At 62.7% G+C, this 22241-nt stretch carries 15 protein-coding genes; 7 read left to right on the top strand and 8 right to left on the bottom strand.

The features are described 5' to 3' along the window. Positions 1 to 12: 12 nt before the first annotated feature. From AACQ95_RS09490 to pykF, 3 genes are all read right to left on the bottom strand, one after another. Positions 13 to 846, bottom strand: a complete 834-nt coding sequence (locus AACQ95_RS09490; RefSeq protein WP_098983171.1) for a hypothetical protein — start codon at positions 844 to 846, stop codon at positions 13 to 15. Between the two features lie 213 nt (positions 847 to 1059). Beyond that, positions 1060 to 4380, bottom strand: a complete 3321-nt coding sequence (gene mscK / locus AACQ95_RS09485; protein ID WP_241278437.1) for a mechanosensitive channel MscK — start codon at positions 4378 to 4380, stop codon at positions 1060 to 1062. Between the two features lie 147 nt (positions 4381 to 4527). Beyond that, positions 4528 to 5940 carry a pyruvate kinase PykF gene (gene pykF, locus AACQ95_RS09480; protein ID WP_042870985.1) on the bottom strand — a complete coding sequence of 471 codons (1413 nt, stop codon included), beginning with the start codon at positions 5938 to 5940 and terminating at the stop codon, positions 4528 to 4530. Positions 5941 to 6243: 303 nt separating this feature from the next. Here pykF and AACQ95_RS09475 point away from each other — a divergent pair, with 303 nt between their 5' ends. After that, complete coding sequence (locus AACQ95_RS09475) at positions 6244 to 6462, top strand: hypothetical protein (RefSeq protein WP_241278436.1); 219 nt, start codon at positions 6244 to 6246, stop codon at positions 6460 to 6462. 70 nt (positions 6463 to 6532) lie between these two features. On the opposite strand, the gene AACQ95_RS09470 is transcribed toward AACQ95_RS09475, so the two are convergent. The 4 genes from AACQ95_RS09470 to rdgC all read right to left on the bottom strand — a co-directional run bounded on the left by AACQ95_RS09470 (position 6533) and on the right by rdgC (position 13001). Continuing rightward, positions 6533 to 7714, bottom strand: a complete 1182-nt coding sequence (locus AACQ95_RS09470) for a M28 family metallopeptidase (protein WP_241278435.1) — start codon at positions 7712 to 7714, stop codon at positions 6533 to 6535. A 385-nt stretch (positions 7715 to 8099) separates the two neighbouring features. Next, positions 8100 to 9743 (bottom strand): YbaL family putative K(+) efflux transporter, encoded by a 1644-nt coding sequence (gene ybaL, locus AACQ95_RS09465; RefSeq protein WP_241278434.1) that lies wholly within the window; start codon positions 9741 to 9743, stop codon positions 8100 to 8102. A 384-nt stretch (positions 9744 to 10127) separates the two neighbouring features. Continuing rightward, a complete protein-coding gene (ggt, locus tag AACQ95_RS09460; RefSeq protein WP_241278433.1) occupies positions 10128 to 11909 on the bottom strand; it encodes a gamma-glutamyltransferase in 1782 nt (593 codons plus the stop codon). 180 nt (positions 11910 to 12089) lie between these two features. Beyond that, complete coding sequence (gene rdgC / locus AACQ95_RS09455) at positions 12090 to 13001, bottom strand: recombination-associated protein RdgC (protein WP_043137930.1); 912 nt, start codon at positions 12999 to 13001, stop codon at positions 12090 to 12092. Between the two features lie 180 nt (positions 13002 to 13181). Between rdgC and AACQ95_RS09450 the strand changes: the two genes are divergently transcribed. The 4 genes from AACQ95_RS09450 to AACQ95_RS09435 all read left to right on the top strand — a co-directional run bounded on the left by AACQ95_RS09450 (position 13182) and on the right by AACQ95_RS09435 (position 19526). Next, on the top strand, positions 13182 to 13610 hold the full coding sequence (locus AACQ95_RS09450) for a GNAT family N-acetyltransferase (RefSeq protein ID WP_043556397.1): 429 nt from the start codon (positions 13182 to 13184) through the stop codon (positions 13608 to 13610). Between the two features lie 105 nt (positions 13611 to 13715). Then, on the top strand, positions 13716 to 14942 hold the full coding sequence (locus AACQ95_RS09445) for an exonuclease SbcCD subunit D C-terminal domain-containing protein (RefSeq protein WP_241278432.1): 1227 nt from the start codon (positions 13716 to 13718) through the stop codon (positions 14940 to 14942). Continuing rightward, positions 14939 to 18697 carry an AAA family ATPase gene (locus AACQ95_RS09440; protein ID WP_241278431.1) on the top strand — a complete coding sequence of 1253 codons (3759 nt, stop codon included), beginning with the start codon at positions 14939 to 14941 and terminating at the stop codon, positions 18695 to 18697. Before AACQ95_RS09445 ends, AACQ95_RS09440 begins: the two co-directional genes overlap by 4 nt. A gap of 178 nt (positions 18698 to 18875) precedes the next feature. Continuing rightward, positions 18876 to 19526 (top strand): bactofilin family protein, encoded by a 651-nt coding sequence (locus AACQ95_RS09435; RefSeq protein WP_241278430.1) that lies wholly within the window; start codon positions 18876 to 18878, stop codon positions 19524 to 19526. A gap of 30 nt (positions 19527 to 19556) precedes the next feature. On the opposite strand, the gene AACQ95_RS09430 is transcribed toward AACQ95_RS09435, so the two are convergent. Then, the gene (locus tag AACQ95_RS09430; RefSeq protein ID WP_241278429.1) at positions 19557 to 20105 is read right to left on the bottom strand and encodes a cytochrome b; all 549 of its coding nucleotides are present in this window, start codon (positions 20103 to 20105) and stop codon (positions 19557 to 19559) included. Between the two features lie 229 nt (positions 20106 to 20334). On the opposite strand from AACQ95_RS09430, the gene AACQ95_RS09425 reads away from it, so the two are divergent. Then, the gene (locus AACQ95_RS09425) at positions 20335 to 21153 is read left to right on the top strand and encodes a transporter substrate-binding domain-containing protein (protein WP_241278428.1); all 819 of its coding nucleotides are present in this window, start codon (positions 20335 to 20337) and stop codon (positions 21151 to 21153) included. Positions 21154 to 21209: 56 nt separating this feature from the next. Beyond that, on the top strand, positions 21210 to 22178 hold the full coding sequence (locus AACQ95_RS09420; RefSeq protein WP_416016018.1) for a sensor domain-containing diguanylate cyclase: 969 nt from the start codon (positions 21210 to 21212) through the stop codon (positions 22176 to 22178). The last annotated feature ends 63 nt before the right edge of the window (positions 22179 to 22241 follow it).

Genomic DNA, 22241 nt, shown 5'->3' with positions numbered 1-22241 from the left:
CCGGGGTTTTGCTTACTCTTTTGCCCGGCCCGGGCATACCACCTGATGGGCCTTCAGGTGATAGAGCTCCACCTGCGGGTGGCTGAAGAAACCCACTTCCCACGGATTTTTCTGCACGAACGCGGCGCGAATGGGCTCGAACAGTGGATGATCCTGTGGGATCTGGTAGGCATCGGCGGCGATGATGGTGTAATTCCACTCGATGGCCCGGGTGTAGGTAAACACAGCCCGCGAGTCGATGGCGAAATGGCAGCGGCCGTCGCGCTTGAGCAGCCGGGATTTGAAGGTCTCGGGGAAGGTGATGAAGAAGATGTCGTCCTCATCCGAGGAGAGAAATGCCAGCACTGTGGTGTGCGGCTGTGACTGGGCCCGGGTGACCAGTACCCCTATCTTGTTCTCCACTTCGCGCAGGTCAGGCACGGGCAAGCCGGTGAGCGGGGTGATCGGCAGAGGAACTGCCTCTCGCCCGTCTTGCGGATGCTGGTAGTCCGGCTGGGCAAAGGCATGGACCACCCGATTGCCATACCAGAGCTCGAACTGCAGCGGGGTGACATGGACCCTGCCGGGCGAAACCCGCTCGACCCGCCCCTTGTAGGAGGCGCGATAGACACTCAGGGAGGCATCGTACTCATCGACCCCGGTGCGGTTGTCCAGGTGCAGGGTGATCTTGTCGCCCGCCGCCAGCTGGTGCCCCTTGGGAAAGCTGAGCAGCAGCGTATCGTCGTCATGGATCTCGACCCCGCAGATATAGACGCCGGTCTCCTTGCTGGCCGGATCGGCATAGGTGGCGGCGACCCCGAGCAGGGGGGAGCCGAGAAAAGCGAGCAGACTGGATGGTGAATTCATGGCGCACCTCGATTGCAAATGTGGGGATGTGGCACCTGAGTGTATCCCGGCTTGGCCGAGCTGGCGGTCGTGTCGTCGCCCTTTACCCGCTATCCAAGTTACTGATAAGTGACGGCTTGTTCTCGCCTCGCCATCACAAAACCGCCAACCCGGTTCCACCGGGCGGGCCCGGGACCATAAAAAAGGCCCCGTCACGGGGCCTTGGGTACTGCATCAGGCGGGCTGCTGGCCCGGCGGCGGCAGGGCTGTGCTGTTGGGCTCCACCTTCTGCTCTTCGCCCTTCATGTTCTTGATGTAGACATCCATCTGGTTGAAGGCGATCTCGATGCCGTTCGCCTTGAACAGGGCGTCGATCTTGCGGTTCAGCTCGTCCACGGCCGGGTTGCGATCGCCGAGCTCGCTCACGAAGAAGCGCAGCTCGTGATCCAGGGTGCTGGGGCCGAAGGTGAGGAAGTAGACGATGGGGGCCGGGTCTTTCAACACGCGGCTGTTGTCGTCGGCGGCCTGCTTGAGCAGGGTGCGGGTCAGCTCAAGATCCGAGCCGTAGGCGACCCCGACCCGCACTATGACGCGGGTGACGGTATCGCTCAGGGACCAGTTGATCAGCCGCTCTGTCATCAGCTGCTGGTTGGGGATGATCACCTCTTTGCGGTCGAAGTCGGTCAGGGTGGTGGCGCGAATGCGGATCCTGGAGACGGTACCGGAGAAGGGACCAATGGTGACAGTGTCGCCGATCCGCACCGGACGCTCGAACAGTATGATGATGCCCGAGACGAAGTTGGAGAGGATCTCCTTCATGCCAAAACCGATACCGACCGACAGACCACCCGCTACCCACTGCAGCTTGTCCCACTGTACGCCCATCATGGAGAGGGCGGTCAGGGAGCCGAAGCCGATCAGCACATAGTTGAGCATGGTGGTGATGGCGTAGGCGGTACCCTGGGCCAGGTTCAGCTTGGAGAGCACCAGCACCTCCAGCAGACCGGGCAGGTTGCGGGCCAGTGACCAGGCGCCCCCGAGCAGGAGGAAGCCGATCAGCACGTCGCTCAGGCTGATCGGGAAGAGCACGGCATTGGCGCCGCTCCCTTCACTGCGGTGCCACAGCACCATGCTGTCTAGGTAGGAGAAGACAGCCACCAGATCAGACCAGAGCCAGTAGAAGGCGACACCGAATACCAGCAGCAGCACGGTACGGGTCAAGCGCAGGGATTGCTGGCTGACATCCTCCAGATCCATGGGCTGCTCTTCGATGGACTCGCCACCTTCCGCATCTTCCACCGATCTGTGCTCACGCTTGGCCACTGCACGGCGGTAAGCCAGACGGCGGGCCGCCAGCTCCAGACCACGCAGGGCGGTGCGGTAGACCAGGCTCCAGATGATCAGCAGGTAGAAGGACTCCACCAGACGGCCGGTCAGTTTCAGCGCCGTGTAGTAGTAGCCCAGACCGACCAGCACCATCAGTGCCACCGGCGCCAGCGCCAGGGCGCCCGCGGTGATCGACTGCTGCATGCTGCCCTCGCCCTTGATAATGGCGCGAGAGATGGGGAACACCAGATAGGTGGTGAGGCCCAGCAGCAGCAGGGTCAGTGCCTGACCGACCACATCATTGCCCAGCGACGAGGGTTCTACCACCGCCTTGGTCGAGAGCATGATGAGGGGCAGCAGCGGCAGCCACAGATAGCGCATGCTGGTGCGCTTGGCCTGCAGCTCGGCCTTCGGCATGCGGAAGTGGGATTCGGCAATGCCGCCCGGACGCATTACCGCCAGATAGACGCTGAACACCAGATAACCGAGGGCCAGGTTGAGGGTGATCTGGAAAATCAGTTTGGGGCTGAGCAGGCCGCAGTAAGTGAGCCAGAGACCGGCCGCCAGTATGAACAGGCTGCCCGGCAGGCGCTGCAGCACGGAATAGAGCAGGGCGCGCGGCGTGTGCCACTGGCTGTCCTGGCGAAAACGTCCCAGATCCTTGGCGATCCTCTGCTGGCGCTTGACCAGGGTCGGGCGCTTCCAGATCAGCAGGCCACCCACCAGCAGCAGCGGGAAGGCGAGCAGGGAAACCGGCAGCAGCATCTCGCCCCAGCCGTCCCAGTCCGGCTTCAGCACCCAGTCCGAGGCTTGCTTGTAGGCCTGGGCCGGCCAGTTGATGAACCACTTCATGTCGATGGGTTTGTTGCTGCTGACCCAGAAGATGTGTTGCTGCAGGGTAAATTCGATGGAGGCGTAGATCCGCGCCAGCTGTTGCTGGGTCAGCTGCAGGCTGATGGCGTTGGTCAGCTGGCTGTCGAGCTGACGGTTGAGCTGGTCGAGCAGGCTGATGCGGGTGTCGAGCAGGGTGGAGAGGTTGGCCTTGTCCTCTGCAGTGACAGGTTCGCTGCTGTTGGCGATCAGGTTGTCCAGATACTGGGTTTTCTGGAACAGTTGGTCACGTTGCTGGCTCAGTTCGAACTGGGCCAGATGCAGGTCGGCGATCTGCTCCTCCAGGTTCTTGACCGCAGAGGTGGGGGCGGACTCCAGCTGCTGGTAGAGCTGATAGAGGATGCGCGACAGCAGCAGGTTGCCCTTGAGCATCTGTACCTGTTCGTTCAGGTTGCGCTCTGTCTGGGTACCGCGTTCCAGCCAGCTCTTGGCTTGCAGGTTCTTCTGCACCAGATTGTTGAGATTGGTGGTGGCGCTGACCAGTTGCTGGCTGAGCTGATGGTTGAGTTCCTGCTCTTTTTGTACCAACGGGTTATCGTCGATGGCGACCAGTTCACCTGTCTGCTCGGCAGTTTTTTCGGTATCGCCCAGACGTTTGGCACTGCTCTGCTCCTGCAGCAGTTGCAGCTTCTGCTCCTCGTTGGCGAGGCGGGCGTTCTGGTAGTCCCGTTGCTTGACCGCCAGATCCTGCATGCTGGTGCGGTTATCCAGCTGTTGTTGCAGGTTGGCCAGTTGCAGCTCCAGCAAGGCCAGCTCGGCGCCCAGCTTCATCTTCTCGGCACTGCTGACGCTGTCACCGACGTTGAGGCGGGTGCGGATCTCCTGGCTGCGCTGATAGGCGCGGCTCATGTTGGTCTGGGCCCGCTCCGGCAGGGTTTGCAGACTGGTGAGCTGGCTGCCGATGGTGCCGAGGGTTTCCTGGGCATCCTGCATGTTGGCCAGCACTTCCGGCTGGCGGCTGTCCAGTTCCGCCAGGCTCATGCTGGCGTACTCGCTCTTGATCTGCTCGGCGCTCTTGTTCTGGGTCAGGGCATCGAGTTTGGCGCTGATGTCCCTGAGCTCACCTGGCAGGGAGCGAAGGCGCTGGGTTTGGCTCCTGGCCTTGGCGTGCTCCTTCTCGATGCTGTCGAGCAGGCTGAGGGTCTCGGTCAGGAGCTTCTGGTCGGCCTGCTGGCTGACGGTGAGGGTGTCTGACTTGCCGAGGGCATCGAGCGCGCGCTGTACGCTGGCTCTTTGGGGCACGTCCTGTGCCATGGCTTGCGGTACGCAGAGGCTGATGAATAAGCAGAGCAGCGGCAACAGGGTGGCCGAGGCTCTTTTGAAGCGTGTTGAGAGCATAAAACTTCCGGGTTATTACGCGATAGTTGGGAAATTTCCCACTTGGATTGAATCCGCGTGGATTCTAACACCGGGCTTGAACGGGAAGCAGGGGGGCAGATAAAAAAAACGGCGCCCGCAGGCGCCGTTTCATCGGTTCGGTACGGATTAGAGTACGTGAACGGAGGCGGTGTTGGTGGTGCCGCTCGGTACCAGGGCACCGGAGACCATGACAACCACGTCACCCTTCAGACCCATGCCGCTGGCCAGCGCCGCTTCTTTACCGATGCGATAGAAATCGTCGGTGGAGGCGATGCTGTCAACCACGTGGGCAATCACACCCTTGGTCAGAACCAGCTGGGCAGCTGTCTTCTTGTTGGTGGTGATGGCCAGGATCCAGGCTTGCGGGAAGTACTTGCGAATGGCCTTGGCAGACTTGCCGCCTTCGGTGGCAACCACGATCAGCGGGGCATCCAGCTTCTCGGAGGTCTCGACCGCGCCTTTACAGACGGCTTCGGTGATGCGCAGCTTGTTGCTGTCGTTGGCAGCAGACAGGTTGGACGGCATCACGGCATCGGTACGCTCGCAGATGGTGGCCATGATGGTCACGGCTTCCAGCGGGTACTTGCCCTTGGCGGACTCACCGGACAGCATGACTGCGTCGGTACCGTCCAGGATGGCGTTGGCCACGTCGCCGGCTTCGGCGCGGGTCGGACGCGGGTTCTTGATCATGGAATCCAGCATCTGGGTGGCGGTGATAACCACTTTACGTGCCTTGTTGCACTTGGTGATGATCATCTTCTGGGCGAAGATCACTTCTTCAACCGGAATTTCCACGCCCATGTCGCCACGTGCAACCATGATGCCGTCGGAGACAGCCAGGATCTCGTCGAAGTTGTCCAGGCCTTCCTGGTTTTCGATCTTGGAGATGATCTGGATGTTCTCGCCACCGTGGGCTTTCAAGTGCTCACGGATTTCCAGCACGTCTTCTTTCTTGCGAATGAAGGAGGCAGCAACGAAATCAACGCCTTGCTCGCAACCGAAGATGAGGTCGCGCTTGTCTTTCTCGGCCAGGGCCGGCAGCTTGATGGAGACGCCCGGCAGGTTGATGCCCTTGTTCTCGCCCAGATCACCGTTGTTCAGCACTTTACAGACAACTTCACGCTCGGTGATTTCGATCACGTCCAGGCCGATCAGGCCGTCATCCACCAGGATGCGGTTGCCGACGCGCAGGTCGTTGGCGAAACCGGCATAGGTCACGGCCACTTTGTCTTTGTTGCCAACCACAGTCTGGTCTGTGGTGAAGGTGAAGGTCTGGCCAGCGACCAGGGCAACGTCATTGCCGCCTTCCAGCTTGATGGTACGGATTTCCGGACCCTTGGTGTCAAGCAGGATAGCTGCGTGCTTGCCGGTTTCGGCCATGACAGCGCGCAGGTTGTTGATACGACCGCCGTGCTCGGCGTAGTCGCCGTGGGAGAAGTTCAGGCGCATGACGTTCATGCCGGCATCCAGCATTTTAGCCAGCATTTCTTTGGATTCGGTCTTGGGACCGATGGTGCAGACGATTTTGGTCTTTTTCATGTCAGTCTTCATGGTTAAGGAGTTTCCGCCGTGCAATATACACCAGTTTTTGGATACTTTTTATGATCCAGAAACAACGTTTTGACCAGATAACGTTTTCTTTTCAGGGATAACGTTTTCCTCCCGGCTACTTTTTAGGGCATAAATTAACTGGTCCGCGCAGATTTGGCATAAATGTTGCCATATGCATCCAGGCGCCGGCCCGCCTCGTCAGATGTTGTAAAATGACGATCCCGCCCTGTCATCAAGCCGTCATCAGTCCCGACAAGAATAGACCCGGTAACGGAACATGAGAGCCCCAGGATGACGCCCTATCTGTTGATACTCTCCCTCGCCATGCTGGCCGTGCAGGCCCTGCCTGCCGCCTGCTGGCCGGACGATCCTGCCCCGCGGGCTGCCAGCGCCCTTGAGCTTGTCGAATTGCAGCAGATGCTGGCGGCCAGCGAACCCAGCCTCTCCCGTGACGCCTGGCGGCAGCTGCGCCAGGACAGTCTGCACGGCTGGCAACACGGGCCGCACTGAACGGGAGACGTTAAAAGAGAGGGAGGCCAAGCCTCCCTCTCTTTTTATCCTGTTTTCAACGGCATCTGGCTCAGTTGATCTTGCCCATCTCGATGGCGAAGCTGGTGGCCAGCTGGGCGAACTTGAGGGCATGACCGGCGGAGGCGTCCGAATTTGACAGGGTATCCTGCGCCGTGTGGATGTTGGGGTTGTAGTCGTTGAAGCGCGACTCGAACGGCATGGCGGCGGGATAGCCCTGATTGTGCCAGGAGGCGTGATCCGAGCAGCCGTAGCCGCAGCTGTCATAGCCATAGCTTATCTGCGGCAGGTAGGCATCGAGCAACTGGGCGAGATAGCCGGTCAGTCCCTGGTCCGTGTAGTCGGTCATGAAGACGATGTCTTCCGCCGAGCCCTGGTAGTTGGTCATGTCCAGCTGCAACGCCGCCAGTACCTTGGTGTTGGCCGCCTTGTAGCGACTGGCGATGTCCTTGGAGCCGCGCAGGCCCACCTCTTCCGCCGCATAGCCGATAAATTGCAGGGTGCGCTCCGGTTGGCGACCCTGCTCGGCGATGACCCTCAGCACCTCGGTCAGGGTGGCGATGCCGGAGGCGTCATCGTCGGCGCCGGGGGCCAGGGTGCGGCTGTTGGGGGCCGAGCCTGCGGTGGAGTCGAGATGACCGCCGATCACCACCACCTCATCCGGATAGCGGCTGCCCTTGAGGGTCAGCACCACGGATTGCTGCGGGTAGCCGCTGTGCTTGACCCGGCTGACGCTGGCCCAGGGCAGGGTTGCGCTCAGGCTCTGCCACTGGCTGGCCACCCAGTCGGCGGATTGCACCCCTGTGGTGGTGGTGTAGTAGCGGTTGCGCCAGCTGGTGAGCTTGCTGATGGTGCCGACTATGTTGCCCTGATCCAGATAGGGCAGCAGTCGGTTGACGCTGTCGCCCTGGGTCAGCGGCGGTGCGCTGAACAGGTTCTGGCTGAGGGGCTGGGCCATGCTCTGCAGGGCGTCGGCCAGGGTGCTGTGCACCACATAGCCGCCGCAGCGCTGATGGCCTTCGTGCATCAGGTGGGAGAGGGTGCCGAGCTCGCTCGCCTCGACCTGAGCCAGCTGGACGGGGGCGCCGCTGGCACTGAACAGGGGGGCCAGCTTGGCCTTGACCTGCTTGAGTTCGACGCCACTGTCGGCACCGACCGTGATCCAGACGGGGTCGGCGGCCTGCACGGCGAGGGGCAGCAGGGGGAGCAAGAGGGCGGTCAGCAAGGGTTTCATATCGGATCCTTCCGGGTAGCGTGACAGATGAATGGCATAAATGGGTGTCATAAGACGACCTGCCCAGTCTAGTCAGGGGAGTGCACGCCGGATCTGCCCATCTGGCGGGCTGGCTGCCCCATCCGGTGGGGGTCACTGCAGGATCTGCTGTTTACCCGGGGGATTGGGCCGGGCTGGCCAGCGCTTTGTGCTGATGAGAAGGGGAGTGGCAGTCTGGTTGCCGTGCCCTGGCCATTGTGCCCCGGTTGGGGGGCTGACGCAGGGACCCAAAGTGTGCCATGTCGGCGATATTGCGCCACTATCGCTGGGGGCTGGCCGCTACGCGCGGCCCAAACGAAAGGGGCCTGGGGCCCCTCTCTGTCGGTTTGCACCCTGCCAATGGCGGTCAGCCCGTGGTTTCGGCCAGCATGCCGAGCGCTATCTCCCGCTCCCCCATGATCACCTTGTCTGCCCCCTGCCGGGTGAGGAAGTTGACCTCGTCATCGCTGTGGGCGCGGGCTATGACCCGGATGGCCGGATTGATCAGCCTGGCCTGGGCGATGGCCTCGCCGGCCTCGAAGCTGTTGGGGATGGCCACCAGCAGCCAGCTGGCATCGGCGATGGCGGCGCGACACAGCACCTCATCGTTCGCCACGTTGCCATTGATATGAGGGATCCCGGCCTGGTGCAGGCTCTCCAGCCGGTGCGGATCCTGCTCTATCACCACCAGCGGCCGCTCGGCGGCTTGCAGCCCTTCCACCAGCAGGCGGCCGACCCGGCCAAAGCCCACCAGCACAGTGTGCTCCTTCATCTCGACGGCCGGGCACTTGCACTCGGCCAGCGCCTGGGTGTTGTCGGCATCCGGGTGCTTCTCCAGGTAGCGCTCGACGGCGTTGAACACCAGCGGATTGAGCATGATGGAGAGGCTGGCGCCCACCAGGATCAGATCCCGGGCTGCTTCCGGCACCAGCTTGAGCACGATGGCGAGGCCAATCAGGATGAAGGAGAACTCACCGATCTGGGCCAGGCTGGCGGAGATGGTGAGCGCGGTGCGCTGGCTGTAGCGAAACAGCCGCACTATGGCGTAGGCCGCCACCGACTTGCCGAACATGATGATGAACAGGGTGGCCAGCACCGCCAGCGGATCCGTCAGCAGCACAGCGGGGTTGAACAGCATGCCCACCGAGACGAAGAAGAGCACGGCGAAGGCATCCTGCAGCGGCAAGGTGTTGTTGGCGGCGCGATGGCTCAGCTCGGAGCTGTTCATGACGATGCCGGCGAAGAAGGCGCCGAGGGCGAAGGAGACGCCGAACAGCTTGACCGCGCCGAAGGCGATGCCGAGGGAGCCGGTCAGTACCGCCAGGGTGAACAGCTCGCGGGAGCCCGTGCTGGCGGTGTGGGCCAGCAACCAGGGGATGAAGCGGCTGCCCACCACCATCATCAGCGCCACGAACAGGGCGACCTTGCCGAGGGTCCAGCCCAGATCCAGCGCTATGCTCTGCCAGCTCATGCTCTGATCGCCGTGTTGGATATTGGCGAGTATGGGCAGCATCACCAGCGCCAGCACCATCACCAGATCCTCGACGATGAGCCAGCCGATGGCGATGCGCCCCTGCAGGGTCTCCTGATTCTGGCGGCTCTCCAGCGCCCGCAGCAGCACCACTGTACTGGCGGTGGAGAGGGCGAGGCCGAACATCAGGCCGGCGGTGAGATCCCATCCCAGCAGGGAGGAGAGCCCCATGCCGAGCAAGGTGGCGACCGCTATCTGGACGATGGCGCCCGGAATGGCGATCTTCTTCACCGACATCAGGTCGCTGAAGGAGAAGTGCAGGCCCACCCCGAACATCAACAGGATAACGCCCAGCTCCGCCAGCTCGGGCACCAGCGCCATGTCGGCCACATAGCCAGGCGTGAAGGGGCCCGAGATCACCCCGGCCGCCAGATAACCCACCATGGGCGAGATCTTGAGGCGATGGGCAAGCATGCCGAGCACGTAGGCGAGCACGAAGCCGCCAACCAGGGTGGTAATCAGGGGAAGGGAGTGGTCCATGTCGTCACCTCGCTAATGGCAGTCAGGGGGCTACCAGATCACCGCGCGGGATGAACAGGGCAGCTGTAATGAGCAGGGGGCGAAAGAGACAGATGTTGGCCGCGACAAACACTGGATATTGGGGACAACAGTTGTCGTTTCTGTTGAAAAATAATACATTTTTTGCCTAAAAGCAATATTTATCCACATTTCAACGCTTATTTGCGATTAAAAGTGCATAAGTATCGAAATGCAGGGGGGGAAGGGGCGACTTTCTCCATTTTGTTGGCAGGAGTAATTAATCTGCGATGATTTTGGTCTGCAAGTGTGCGCCCCGGGGCGGCGCCAGGGCGCAACATGCATCAAGGCGACCCTGAGGTCGCCTTGATGCATAGACGCGGGCACTTATTCGCCCTTGGCAATGCCCTCGCGCCTCGGATCGGCGGCGCCGAACCAGCCGCCGGCATTGCGCTCGACCCCCTGCAGGCCCGAGGTCTGCTCGCTCAGCACCACCTCGTGTCCCCTCGCCTTGAGCCCCTCGACCACTGCCTTGGGGGTGCGTCCCGCCTCCAGCTCGGTGGGGCCGTTGCGGCTGCCGAAGTTGGGCAGGTTGATGGCCTGCTGCAGGTTCAGCCCCCAATCCTGGGTGCCGAGCAGCGTCTTGCCCACGTAGTTGATGATGGCGGAGCCCCCCGGAGAGCCCAGGCTCATTTCGAGCTTGCCACTGTGCTTGTCAAACACCAGCAGGGGGGACATGGAGGAGCGCGGCCGTTTGCCGGGCGCGACCCGGTTCGCCACCGGCAGACCGGCGGCATCCAGCGAGGTGAAGGAAAAATCGGTGAGCTGGTTGTTGAGCAGGTAGCCGTTGACCATCAGCCGCGAACCGAAGCCATCCTCGATGGAGCTGGTCATGGAGACCGCCATGCCCGCCTTGTCGACGATGGAGACGTGGCTGGTGGAAGGCAGCTCGGGGGTTGCATCCTTGCCGCGAGCCAGTGCCAGCGGCGGCGTGCCCGGTTGGGCCAGGCCCATGGAACGCTCGCCGATAAGCTTGCTCCGCTCGGCCAGATAGCCCTTGTCCAGCAGCCCCTTCACCGGCACGCTGACAAGATCGCCGTCCGCCACATACTGGTTGCGATCGGCGAAGGCGAGCCGCGCCGCCTCGCTGTAGAGATGAATGGCCTCGCTTGATGCGGCCAGTCCCCCTTCCGTCGTGGCGATCGGCTTGAGGGCCGCCATGTCGTGGCTCTCCAGCATGCCGAAGATCTGGCCCAGGGCTATGGTGCCGGAGGAGGGGGTGGGAAAGCCGCAGATCTGGCTCTGGCGATAGTCAAAGCAGAGACCGTCCCGCAGCTTGGCCTGGTAGCTGGCCAGATCCGCCGCCGCCAGCACGCCGGGATTGGTGGGATGCTGGCGCACCTTGGCGACCATGGCCTGGGCCAGCGGCCCCTGATAGAAGGCATCCGCCCCCTGTGTGGCCAGGGTGCGCAGCACCTTGGCCAGCGCCGGGTTGCTGAGCGTGCTGCCGGCGGGCCTGGGAGTGCCATCCGGCAGATAGAAGTAGGCACGGGCATCCGGGTCCCTGGCGAGGTAGGGATCTTTTGCCAGCAGGGTGGCCAGCCGCGGGCTTATCACAAAACCCTGCTCCGCGAGCGTGATGGCGGGCTCGAACAACGTGGCCCAGGGCAGCTTGCCATAGCGCTGATGGGCCAGCGCCAGTGCCCGTACCGTGCCCGGCGCGCCGACCGAGCGGCCACCCACCACGCCATCGTAGAAGGCCATCGGCTTGCCATCCTTCATGAACAACTGATCCGTGGCGGCGGCAGGGGCCGTCTCGCGGCCATCCACAGCCGCGACCTTGCTGCCATCCCACACCAGCAGCAGGGAGCCACCGCCGATGCCGGAGGATTGCGGCTCCACCAGGGTCAGCACCAGTTGCACCGCGATGGCGGCATCCACGGCGCTGCCACCCGCCTGGATGATCTGGTAGCCCGCATCCACCGCCAGCGGGTTGGCGGCCGCCACCATGAAGTCATGGCCCTGCCAGCCCTGTTTGTTGGTCCAGCCGCTGGCTGCCTCGGGGGCAAGCAGGGTCTGGGGCGGTGGGGCATAGTGAAAGCCCTTGTCGCTGGCACAACCGGCCAGCAGGGCGAGGGCAAGGGTCAGCCCCAGGGGTTTGAGCAACATGACACTCTCCTTGTCTGTTTTATGACCATGAGGGGCGACTATGTCACGATTGGCACTGGTTACTCAAGTTGTTGAACAGGATCAATGCCTTACTCATTTATCAATAGGCCCCATCCGTCAGCGCCGGCCATAAAAAAACCGCCCTGGGGCGGTTTTTGCAATTTGGTGAAGCAGGCCGGGCTAGATGGACTGCTCTTCGCCACCCAGGGCGGCAAACAGCGCCGGGATGAACTGGGCCAGCTCGGCGGTCACCAGGGCGAAGTCGGCGTCCAGACGGGCGGCCGGATCTTCACTGGTCACGTCGTCGTTCTGCTCGCGCAGCTCTTCGCTGAACTTGAGGCGCTTGATGGAGATGTCATCCCCCAGCACGAAGCTCAGGGTCTCGCCCCAGTTGAGGGCCAGCTTGGTCACCAGCTTGTCGTTGGACAGGTGGTTCTTGATCTCGTCGGTCATCAGATCCTGCTGCTTGCAGCGGATGATGCCGCCGTGCTCCATGGCACTGCGCAGCTCGGCTTCGTCTTCCAGCGCGAAGGAGGCGGGCAGATTGCCCTCGCTCAGCCACTCGGTCATGGTGATCTCGGGCGGATTCTTGAGGGCCACGGGCACCACGGGCAGGGTGCCTATGCTCTTGCGCAGCAGGGCCAGCAGATCGTCCGCCTTCTTGGCGGAGCCCGCGTCCACCACCATCAGATTGTCGGCCGGATTGATCCAGGCGAAGGTCTGGCTGGTACGACTGAAGGCACGGGGCAGCAGGGTGTGGAGTATCTCCTCCTTCAGCGCTTCCTTCTCTTTCTTCTTGAGGGCGCGGCCCTGCTCGAATTCGATCGCTTCTACCTTCTCCGCCAGCATCTCCTTGACGACGGAGCCCGGCAGCATCTTCTCTTCCTTGCGGGCACAGAGCAGGATGTGGCCGGCGGCCGAGTGGGTCAGGGTCGAGCCGAATTTGCCAAGGGGCTTGACCCAACCGAACCGGGAGATGTCCTGACTGCCACAAGGGGTGAAGGCGCAGGCCTCAAGCTGGGTTTCCAGCTGATCCACTGTCAGGTCAAAGGGGCGGGTAAAGCGATAAATCTGCAGGTTTTTAAACCACATGGCGTCCTCGGTCTCATAGATTGTCCGGCGGGCATTGTACTAGAGAGGCGCTTTGTGATCAGCCAATCATTCTCGCTAAATAAAGGGCGATCGAGTTCACAGGGAGCCATGTTCGCCCCCAACCCTGTCATCAAACTCCCCTAGACTGCGGGTGTTCAAGTTGTTAACAAGGATGCAGATATGTTGAGGCCGAGTCGGTCAGAGGACATGGAAGAGATCGTCGAAATCTGGTTGCTGGCCTCCCTGCAGGCCCACGATTTCGTCGATGCCTCCTGCTGGTGGCAGGCCCAGGAAGATCTGCGCACCCGCTATCTCGACCACGCCCGCATCTGGGTATTCGAGGAGCGCGGCGAGCTGCTCGGCTTCATGGCGCTGGTGGATGACTACCTCGCCGCCCTGTTCGTGCGACCCGACCGTCAAGGGCGCGGCGTGGGTCATGCCCTGCTGCAGGAGGCCAAGTCGCAGGGGGCCAGGCTGCATGCGCGGGTGTTCGTGGAAAACGATCAGGCGGTGCGCTTCTACCGCCGCCACGGCTTCGTGATCGAGGGGGAGGAGTTCGATCCCCTCACCGGCCATCCCCAGTACAAGATGTGTTGCGAGCCCGCCTGAATCTGACGCCACCGACCTGTTTTGCTTGAAAAAAGGGTGGCGTATCCTCATCTTGTCTGCATTGGGTGCCGTGGGCACCGCTCCTCCATTTCGAGCCGTTTCCTCATGAAGATCCTGCACACAGCCGACTGGCACCTTGGCCATCAACTCCATGGCCATGAACGCCGTTTCGAACACGACGCCTTTCTCGACTGGTTGACCGACACCATCAAGCAGCGGCAGATCGACGCCCTGCTGGTGGCGGGCGATCTGTTCGACACCGCCAACCCTCCCGCCAGCGCCTGGCAGCAGCTCTATCGCTTCCTGGCGAGGCTGCGGGCCGAGATGCCCCGTCTCAACATGGTGCTGATCGGCGGCAATCACGACTCTCCCTCCAAGCTGGATGCGCCCCACGAGCTGCTGCGGGCCTTCGACCTGCATCTGGTGGGCAGCATCAGCCGGGACTGTGATGGCAGGCTTGAGACAGATCGCCTGCTGGTGCCGCTGCAAGACAGGGAGGGCAAGATAGCCGCCTGGTGCGCCGCCGTCCCCTTCCTGCGCAGCAGCGACCTGAGGGTCGAGCAGCTTGAAGAGGGGCAGGATCGGCTGATCGAGGGGGTTCGTCAGGTCTATGAAGAGGTGTTGAGTGCCGGGCGGGCGCGCTGTGAACCCGATCAGGCGCTGATCGCCATGGGCCACGCCTATCTGGCGGCGGGCCAGCTATCCGAGCTATCCGAGCGGCGGGTGCTGGGCGGCAACCAGCACGCCCTGCCGGCCGACATCTTCGCCGCCGCCGATTACACGGCGCTCGGGCACCTGCATCTGGCCCAGAGCCCGGCCCCCGGTGTGCACTACAGCGGCTCGCCGTTGCCGCTCTCGCTCGCCGAGGCCAACTACAACCATCAGGTGCTGGAAGTGACACTTGAGGGGGGCCAATTGGTGGGGCTGGAGCGGCTCCCTGTGCCCCGCGCGGTGGAGATGATCCGGCTGCCCGAGAGCGAACTGGAAGGGGCGCTCAAGGCCATCGAGGCGCTGGCGCTACCCGCTTGCCAACAAGAAGCACAGCCTTTCCTCGAAGTGCGACTATTGTTGCCCAGACCTGAGGCCCGCATCCGCGAGCGCATTCTGGCGGCCATGGCCGGCAAGCCGGTGCGCCTGGCCCGCATCAGCACCCGTTATCTGGGATCCGGGCAGGGGCTGGCCGATGGCACCCATCAGCGCAGGCTGGATGAGCTCTCCCCCACGGAGGTGTTTCGGCTCTGCTATCAGCGCCAGTTTGACGGTGAACCCGGGGCCGAACTGGTGGCCTCGTTTGAAGAGATATTGCAACAGGTGAAGGAGTCCGGCGCATGAAGATCCTGTCCCTCAGCGGTGAGAACCTGGCCAGTCTGACCGGGGCCTTCACCATCGACTTTACCAGGGGGGCGCTCGGCGCCGCCGGTCTGTTTGCCATCACGGGCAACACGGGCGCGGGCAAGAGCACTCTGCTCGATGCCATCTGTCTGGCGCTGTACGACGAGATGCCGCGCTTTATCGCCAACCGCAAGAATGTTGAGAAAATTGGTCGAGCGGATGAAGACGAAAAAGAAAAATTAACCGCCAATGATGTGAAAAACATCCTCAGCCGTGGCCACGCCAGCGGCTGTGCCGAGGTGCAGTTTCGCGGCTGTGACGGTCGCATCTGGCTGGCGCGCTGGGCGGTGCGCCGGGCCCGCAACCGCTCCGAGGGGCGCTTTCAGGCTCAGGAGCGCAGCCTGACTGACGTGGCGTCGGGTCAGGTCTTCTCCGGCAGCAAGCGGGAGCTGCAGGAGCGCATCGACGAGCTGGTGGGGCTCTCCTGGGAGCAGTTCCGCCGCGCCGTGATCCTGCCCCAGGGGGAGTTTGCCGCCTTTCTCAAATCGAGTGCCGACGAGCGCTCCGCTCTGCTCGAGCGCATGACGGGCACAGAGCTCTATTCCGCCATCTCCATCCAGACCCATGAGCGGGCGCGGGAGGAGCAGCAAAAGCTGGCCGCCATAGGGCAAAGGCTCGGCGATGTGGCGCTGATGGACGAGGTGACCCGCGAGCAGTGGGTCACCCAACAGTTGAGCCTCTCCACCGGCCTCAAGCACGAGCAGCAGCAGCGCCAGTTGTTGCAGGACTTGCGCGATCTCAACGATCGCATCGCCGCCCAGTTGCTGGCCTGTCAGGAGGGGCAGGCGGCACTGGCCGCCGCCGAAGCGGCTCACGCCCAGGCAGCGCCCGAGCGGGAGGAGTTTGCCCGCGCCGAGCAGGCCCAGGTGGCCCGCGCCGATCACGACGAGCTGGCGCGCCTCACCCTGGAGGTGCAGCAGCAGGAGCAGCTAATCGGCCAGTTGGGGCCCGAATTGGCACAGGTTGAACTGGCACAACAGCAGGCCGCGCTGCGCGAGCAGCAACTGCTGGCCGACAAGATAGCCGCCGAGCGTGAATGGGGGGCGCTGCAACCCGAGCTCAAGCGGGCGCAGGAGCTGGATACCCGCATCAGGGAGAAGGGCAGCCAGTTGCAGGACGTCCAGCAGCAGGGGGCGCAGGCGCGCACCCTGCAACTGGCGCTGCAGCAGGAGTGGCAACAGCAGGCGGGCCGGGTGCAGGCACTCGAGACCCGGCGCCAGCAATGGGCACTCTGGCTGGATGAGCGCAAGGCGCTGGCCCCCCTGGCGCGCCAGTGGCAACCCTTGCTGGCGGCCATGCAGGATTGGGCCGAGGGTCGGGATCAGCTGCAACATCTGCTGCAGAGTCGTGAGCACAAGGGCCATGCCCTGCGGGATCTCAACAGCCGGCTGGAGCAGGGTCAGCAGGAGCGGGACTACTGGCTGCAGGAGCGCACACGGCTGCAACAGCAGCACGATCAGTTGCAGGCGCAGGAGTGGGACGGCCAGGTCGCCAAGGCGCAGGAGCAGCGGCAGGCCCAGACCGAGCAGCTGGCGCGGGTGCGGCAACTGCTGGAGCTGGCGGAGGCGGGGCGCAATCACAGCGAGCAACAGGAGCGCTTGCTGCAAGAGATGGCGCTGCTCGAGCAACATCTGCACCGCCTGGCCGGTCAGCGTGATGAGCTGGTGCCGGCGCTGGAACGGCTCGCCACCCAGCGTGGCGAGGCGCGCCATGCCCTGGAGCAGGCTCGCGCCGTGGCCAGCTTGGAGCAGTACCGTCACGTGCTCAGCGATGGCTCCCCCTGCCCGCTCTGCGGCGCCGAGGATCATCCCTATAGCCAGAGCCAGCCGCAGGTGGCCGGCATACTGGCGCAACTGGCCGAGCGAGCCCGTCAGCTGGAACTGGAGTGGGAGCGGCTCAATCATCAACATATTCAGGGGGAGAGCGAGCGGGTGGAACTGGCCCGTCAGCTGGCCGCCCGTCAGCAGCGCCAGCCTGAGCTTGAGGCGAGATCCGAACAGCTGACCCAGCGCTGGTTGCAACTGGGTGGCAATACCCTGCTGGGGCACGAATTTCCCTTGCGCCAGAGTCCGGCGGAGTGGGCGGATCTGCTGTCGCATCTCTTGGCACAGGGAGAGACCCTGGAGCTGGGTCTGGTGGCCGGCCAGCGCCAACTGCAACAGGCCCAACAGGGGCAACAGCTGTTGATGGGACTGCGCAATCAGCTGACCCAGTTGACTGCCCGTCATCAGCAGTTCGAACAGCAGTGGCAGGAGGCCGAGCGGCAGAAGATAGAGTGGGAGGCCGAGCTCAAGGCGCTGGCCGAGCAGGAGGCCGCGCTGCGCCAGCGTCTGCTGCAGGGGGAGGCTCGACTCGATGAACAGATGGGGGTCGAACCCTGGCGCCAGTGGCTCGGCAGCCGGCAGTGGCTCGAATGGCAGCAGACCTGCGAGGCCTATCTGCAGGGGCAGCGCGAGTGGGAGCAGCTTGGCAGTGAACTCGCCAGCCTGACGCCGGGCGTGAGCGCGCAGGAGGCGCGGGTGCAGAGCCAGAACGCGTTGCTGCACAAGCTGGAGCGCGACTACAAGGAGGCCGAGTTGCAGCGCCAGGGCTTGCTCGCCAGCCGCGAGGCCTGCCTCGGAGGCCGCCCTGTCGCCGAGGTCGAAGGCGAATGGCAACAGCGGCTGTCACATGCCGCCAGCCAGCTCGAGGAGGCGGTGGCCGCCTTGCGGATTGCCCGGGAGAAACAGACCGAGCTCAAGGCCAGGCTGACTCACCTTGAGCAGGACAAGCAGGTGAGCAGCCGTCGCCGGCGCGAGGTGCTGGGACGCTGGGCGGCGCACGCCAGCACCCTGGGCATCGCCGAATATGATCTGCGGCGACTGCTGGCCATGGGGCCGGATGAGCTCAAGGCTCGCCGTGTCGCCTTGCAGCAGCTGGACGACGCCCTGGCCGAGGCCCGCACCCGGCTGGCCGAACGCCAGCGGGCGCTGGCGTTGGAGGAGGTCAAGCTGGCGCGTTATCGCGAGCATCACGGCGAGCTGACCGCCCTCTCTGCGCAGGAGCTTGGTCTGCGCCTGGGGGCCAGCGAGGCCCATTGCCGCGAGCTGGAAGAGCAACTGTTCCAGTGCAAGAGCACCCTGGCCCAGGCCGAGGCGGCTGCCCTCAAGGCGGGCTCCCTGCAAGAGGAGCTGGGTCGCCAGCAGGCGGTGGCGGATCACTGGCAGCAGCTGTCCGAGCTTGTCGGCTCAGCCAGCGGCGCCAAGCTGCGCACCTTCGCCCAGAGCCTCACGCTCGAACGTCTATTGTTGGAGGCCAATGCCCAGCTCGGCGAGCTGTCGCCACGCTACCGGCTGGAGCGGGTACCCGGCACGGATCTGGCGCTGCAGGTGGTGGATCTCGACATGGGGGACGAGGTGCGATCAGTGGATTCCCTCTCAGGTGGCGAGAGCTTCCTGGTGTCGCTGGCGCTGGCGCTGGCCCTCTCCAGCCTCTCGTCGCGCCAGACCCAGGTCGAGTCGCTGTTTATCGACGAGGGCTTCGGCACCCTGGATCCGGACAGCCTGGATCTCGCGCTCTCCAGCCTGGACTCGCTGCAGGCGGCCGGCCGCCAGATAGGTGTCATCTCTCACGTGCAGACCCTGGTGGAGCGGATCGGCGTGCAGATCCGGGTCGAGGCCCTCGGCGGCGGCGAGAGCCGGGTGGTGCTGCCCTGAATCCTGACGCACTCAGTTGAGGGCCAGCAGCCCCGCCAGATGGCGGGGCTTTTTTGTTTCAGAGTTTTCGCAATATGGTCGCTTGAGCTAGGTCCATGCCCGCATATCGCGGGAAAAGACATAACCAGGGGTCATGACCCCGGTCTTGAATCCATGCACCCGCAAGAGGGAATGGTCAATGACGGTTGTACCTGAAAGGATCCTGTGTCGCATCGCCATGCGAAAACGAGGTGACGCGCTTTATTTCATCTGGTTTTGCTGGGGCTTGGCGTTGCTGCTCTATGTGCTGGGATCTGCATATTACAAATTACCCGTAGTGCCGCTGCTAGTGATGGCGCTGATGTTGATGGTGGAGAAAGTCAGAATGTTTGGACGAAAGCGCAATGAGTCTGTGTCTGTGGTATCGGATGTTGCAATGACTGTGATTGCACAGGGCGCCAGATTCAAGGGTGAGCTGCAAGTGGAAGGCAATCTGGACGTACATGGCCAGTTCATCGGAACCCTGCGGGTCAGCGGAGGGACTGTTCGCATCATGGAGGGGGGCAGCGTTGAGGGAGAGGTGACCGCCGCCCATGTCACCATCAATGGCACCCTGGATGGCACTTGCGCATCGAACGAGGTGGAGATCCTTGAAAATGGCAAGATAAAGGGGATCTTCAAAGGTGGCAGCCTCTCTATTCGAAAGGGAGGCCAGTTCATCGGGCAATCCCAAGCTCAGGAAGAGAGCAAAGCTGTCTCTGGCGAGAGTAAGGGGAACGTGAAGAAGTTGCAACCCGAGGGAAAACCCAAGGTCATCGATGTACCGGAAGTGGCGGCAAAACAGGCGTGAACAAAGGGGCGCCAGCGCGCCCCTCGTTGTTTAGCTGCGGCGCTCGGGCAACATATTGGTCAGTGTGTTGTCCTTGAGCACATGGTGGTGATAGATGGCGGCAACGGCGTGCAGGGCGATCAGGGCATAGCCTATGTTGGCCAGCGTCTCGTGCAGCTCCTTTATCGTGCCCTTCACGCCATCATCCGGCGCAATCAGGGCGGGCAGTTCGAACCCGAAGAAGGGGATGGGCTTGCCGCCTGCGCTCAGCAGCAGCCAGCCCAGCAGCGGGGTGAGGATCAGAAAACCATACAGCGCCAGATGGGCGAGCTGAGCCAGCTTGAGCATCAGGGGAGACTGTTCGGGCACTATGCGGGGTGAAGGGCTGCTGAAACGCACCAGCAACCGCGCCACGACCAGTGCCAGGATCAGCAAGCCCGCCATGAAGTGAAACTCCTTCATCAGATCGCGCCCGGCCGAGCCCTTGGGAAAGATGTCCCTGAATTCCATCAGGGCGTAGACGGCGATCATCAGCAGCAGGGTCAGCCAGTGCAGGCCGATACTCAGGCTGCCGTAACGTTGTTCGGTATTCTTCAACATGTTCATGTCCTTCTCTGGGCGCTCATTGCATCACTTTTTATCCATCCGGACTGCTTCCTGTGCCCGGACCTCCTTGCATCCATCTCCATGTTACAAGTCCTGTTCGACCAAACTTTGATCTCGATAACTTTTTAACATTTTATTCTCATCTCTCAGGCGGTGCCCGGCGAGGCTCCTCTCTGCGCAGGGCTATGCTTCTGGTAACGGCAGTGCTGATGAGGATCTGGTCATGAAACATCTTGGGTTGGGCGCTGTGCTGCTGCTCATGCTGGGCGCAATTCTGCTTGGCGTGGCGGGCAGTGGCAGCGATCGCCTCTCTGCGGCAGAGCCTGAGCATCCATCGCACTTTTCCGCCTATCTGGGGCTCTTGCCTGGGCTCATAGATTCCGATGGGAGCGGCCCCTTCGTCGATCTGGTCAAGGCCATAGCCGCGCTGGATGACGGGGTCGAGGTGAGCGTGATGGTCTACCCCATGTCGCGTGCGACGCGCAGCGTGGTGGTGGGGGAGGCGGACTTCAATCTGCCCGCCCTGCGCAATCCCTATATCGACGAGTCCATGTTGCCCTATCGCTTCAGCTCGGTGACCTTCGGCAAGGTGACCCATGTGCTCTACAGCAACAGCGCCGCTCCTATCACTCCAGCCATGGTGCTCGGCTACGAGTACACCAAGCGCGATCTGCTCATCGAGGGGGTGAGCGACTTCTGGCCCTTCTCGGTCAAGCGTTCCCTCTCTATCGAGCAGTCCCTCGGCAAGCTGAGCAGGGGCCGTATCGATGCCTTCCTCTGGGCGCAGGAGGAGGCGGATTTTGCACTCAAGAAGATGGGGCTGACCAATATCCATCGAGTCTATTTTGGCGAGTTTGACGATGTGTTCATCATCCCCAAGGGGGAGAGAGGCGACGCGGTGGACCGCTTCCTGACGCAGTCCATCGAAAGGCTCAGGACCAGCGGCCAGCTGGGCCAGATCTACTCCGGCATCCATGGTCCCTATCAGGAGTGGCAGCCGGGAGAAAGCGCTGCGACCAAGGCGGTCCGAACGACGCCATGATCCAGTTTACCGAGTCGGCAGACTCACTTACTTTTGAGTGAAATATTGGTAAGGGAATGGCCTTGAACATATCCGAGTCGGCGATATTGACCGAATTGCAGCAGATCCTGTTTCGATCCTTTGACGTGATCCCGTTTCCAATCCTCATTTCGGAAGCGATTTGTGGTGACACCCTTGGCACCATTCCGACCACGCTGTCGGACATCCCCGTGCGTCATCACAGGTTTGTGAACCAGGCCTTCTCGGCGCAACTGGGTTACACCCTGGCCGACCTGCCCGACATGACCGCCTGGTTTGCGACTGTGTATCACGACGAGCAGAGCAGAACCCAGGCCATTCAGGACTGGAATCAGGCTGTCATGACCAGTCTGGCCAATGGCTCGTCCGTGGCTGAGATGGCCATCCAAATCTATTGCAAGAGTGGCCAGCGGCGCTGGTTTACCATCACGGCCCAGCTTACTGCCGATGCCATGCCCGGCTGGCACATAGTGACGTTTCGCGACATTCACGATCTGCATTGCATGATAGAGGAGGTGAGTCGTCTCTCCTGTACCGACCCGCTGACAGAGCTCGGCAACCGGCGCGGTGCCGAGCAGCAGTTGCAGGCGCTCTGGCTGCAGGGCCACATGTTCTCGGTGATCCTGTGCGATATCGATCACTTCAAGCAGGTCAACGACAGGTATGGCCATCCCGCCGGGGATGCTGCCCTGTGTGGGGTTGCCCGCATCATGGAAGAGCAGCTGCAGGGGGCCGAGTGTCTGGCCCGCTGGGGAGGGGAGGAGTTCCTGCTGATCCTGCCGGGAGCGGACGCCTCGCGGGTGCTTGCCAGGGCGGAGCAGCTGCGTCAGCTGTTGTCTGCCAGCCCCATGAGTTGGCACCATCACCATTTCTCGCTGACGATGAGTTTTGGCTGCGCCACCCTGGCTGCCGGGCAGAGCCTGGACAACCTGTTGCTGGTGGCCGATCGGGCCCTGTATCAGGCCAAGGCGCAGGGGCGCAATCGGGTGGTATTTGGCAAGACCTAGCCCGGCGTCAATGGTCAGCACGGCCCATAAAAAAACCGAAGCGCTTGGCTTCGGTTTTTTGTT

Origin of the sequence: Aeromonas sp. MR19 (assembly GCF_963899305.1) — a bacterium.
Classification (GTDB): Bacteria; Pseudomonadota; Gammaproteobacteria; order Enterobacterales; family Aeromonadaceae; genus Aeromonas; species Aeromonas bestiarum.
This window is presented reverse-complemented; position numbering and strand designations above follow the sequence as displayed.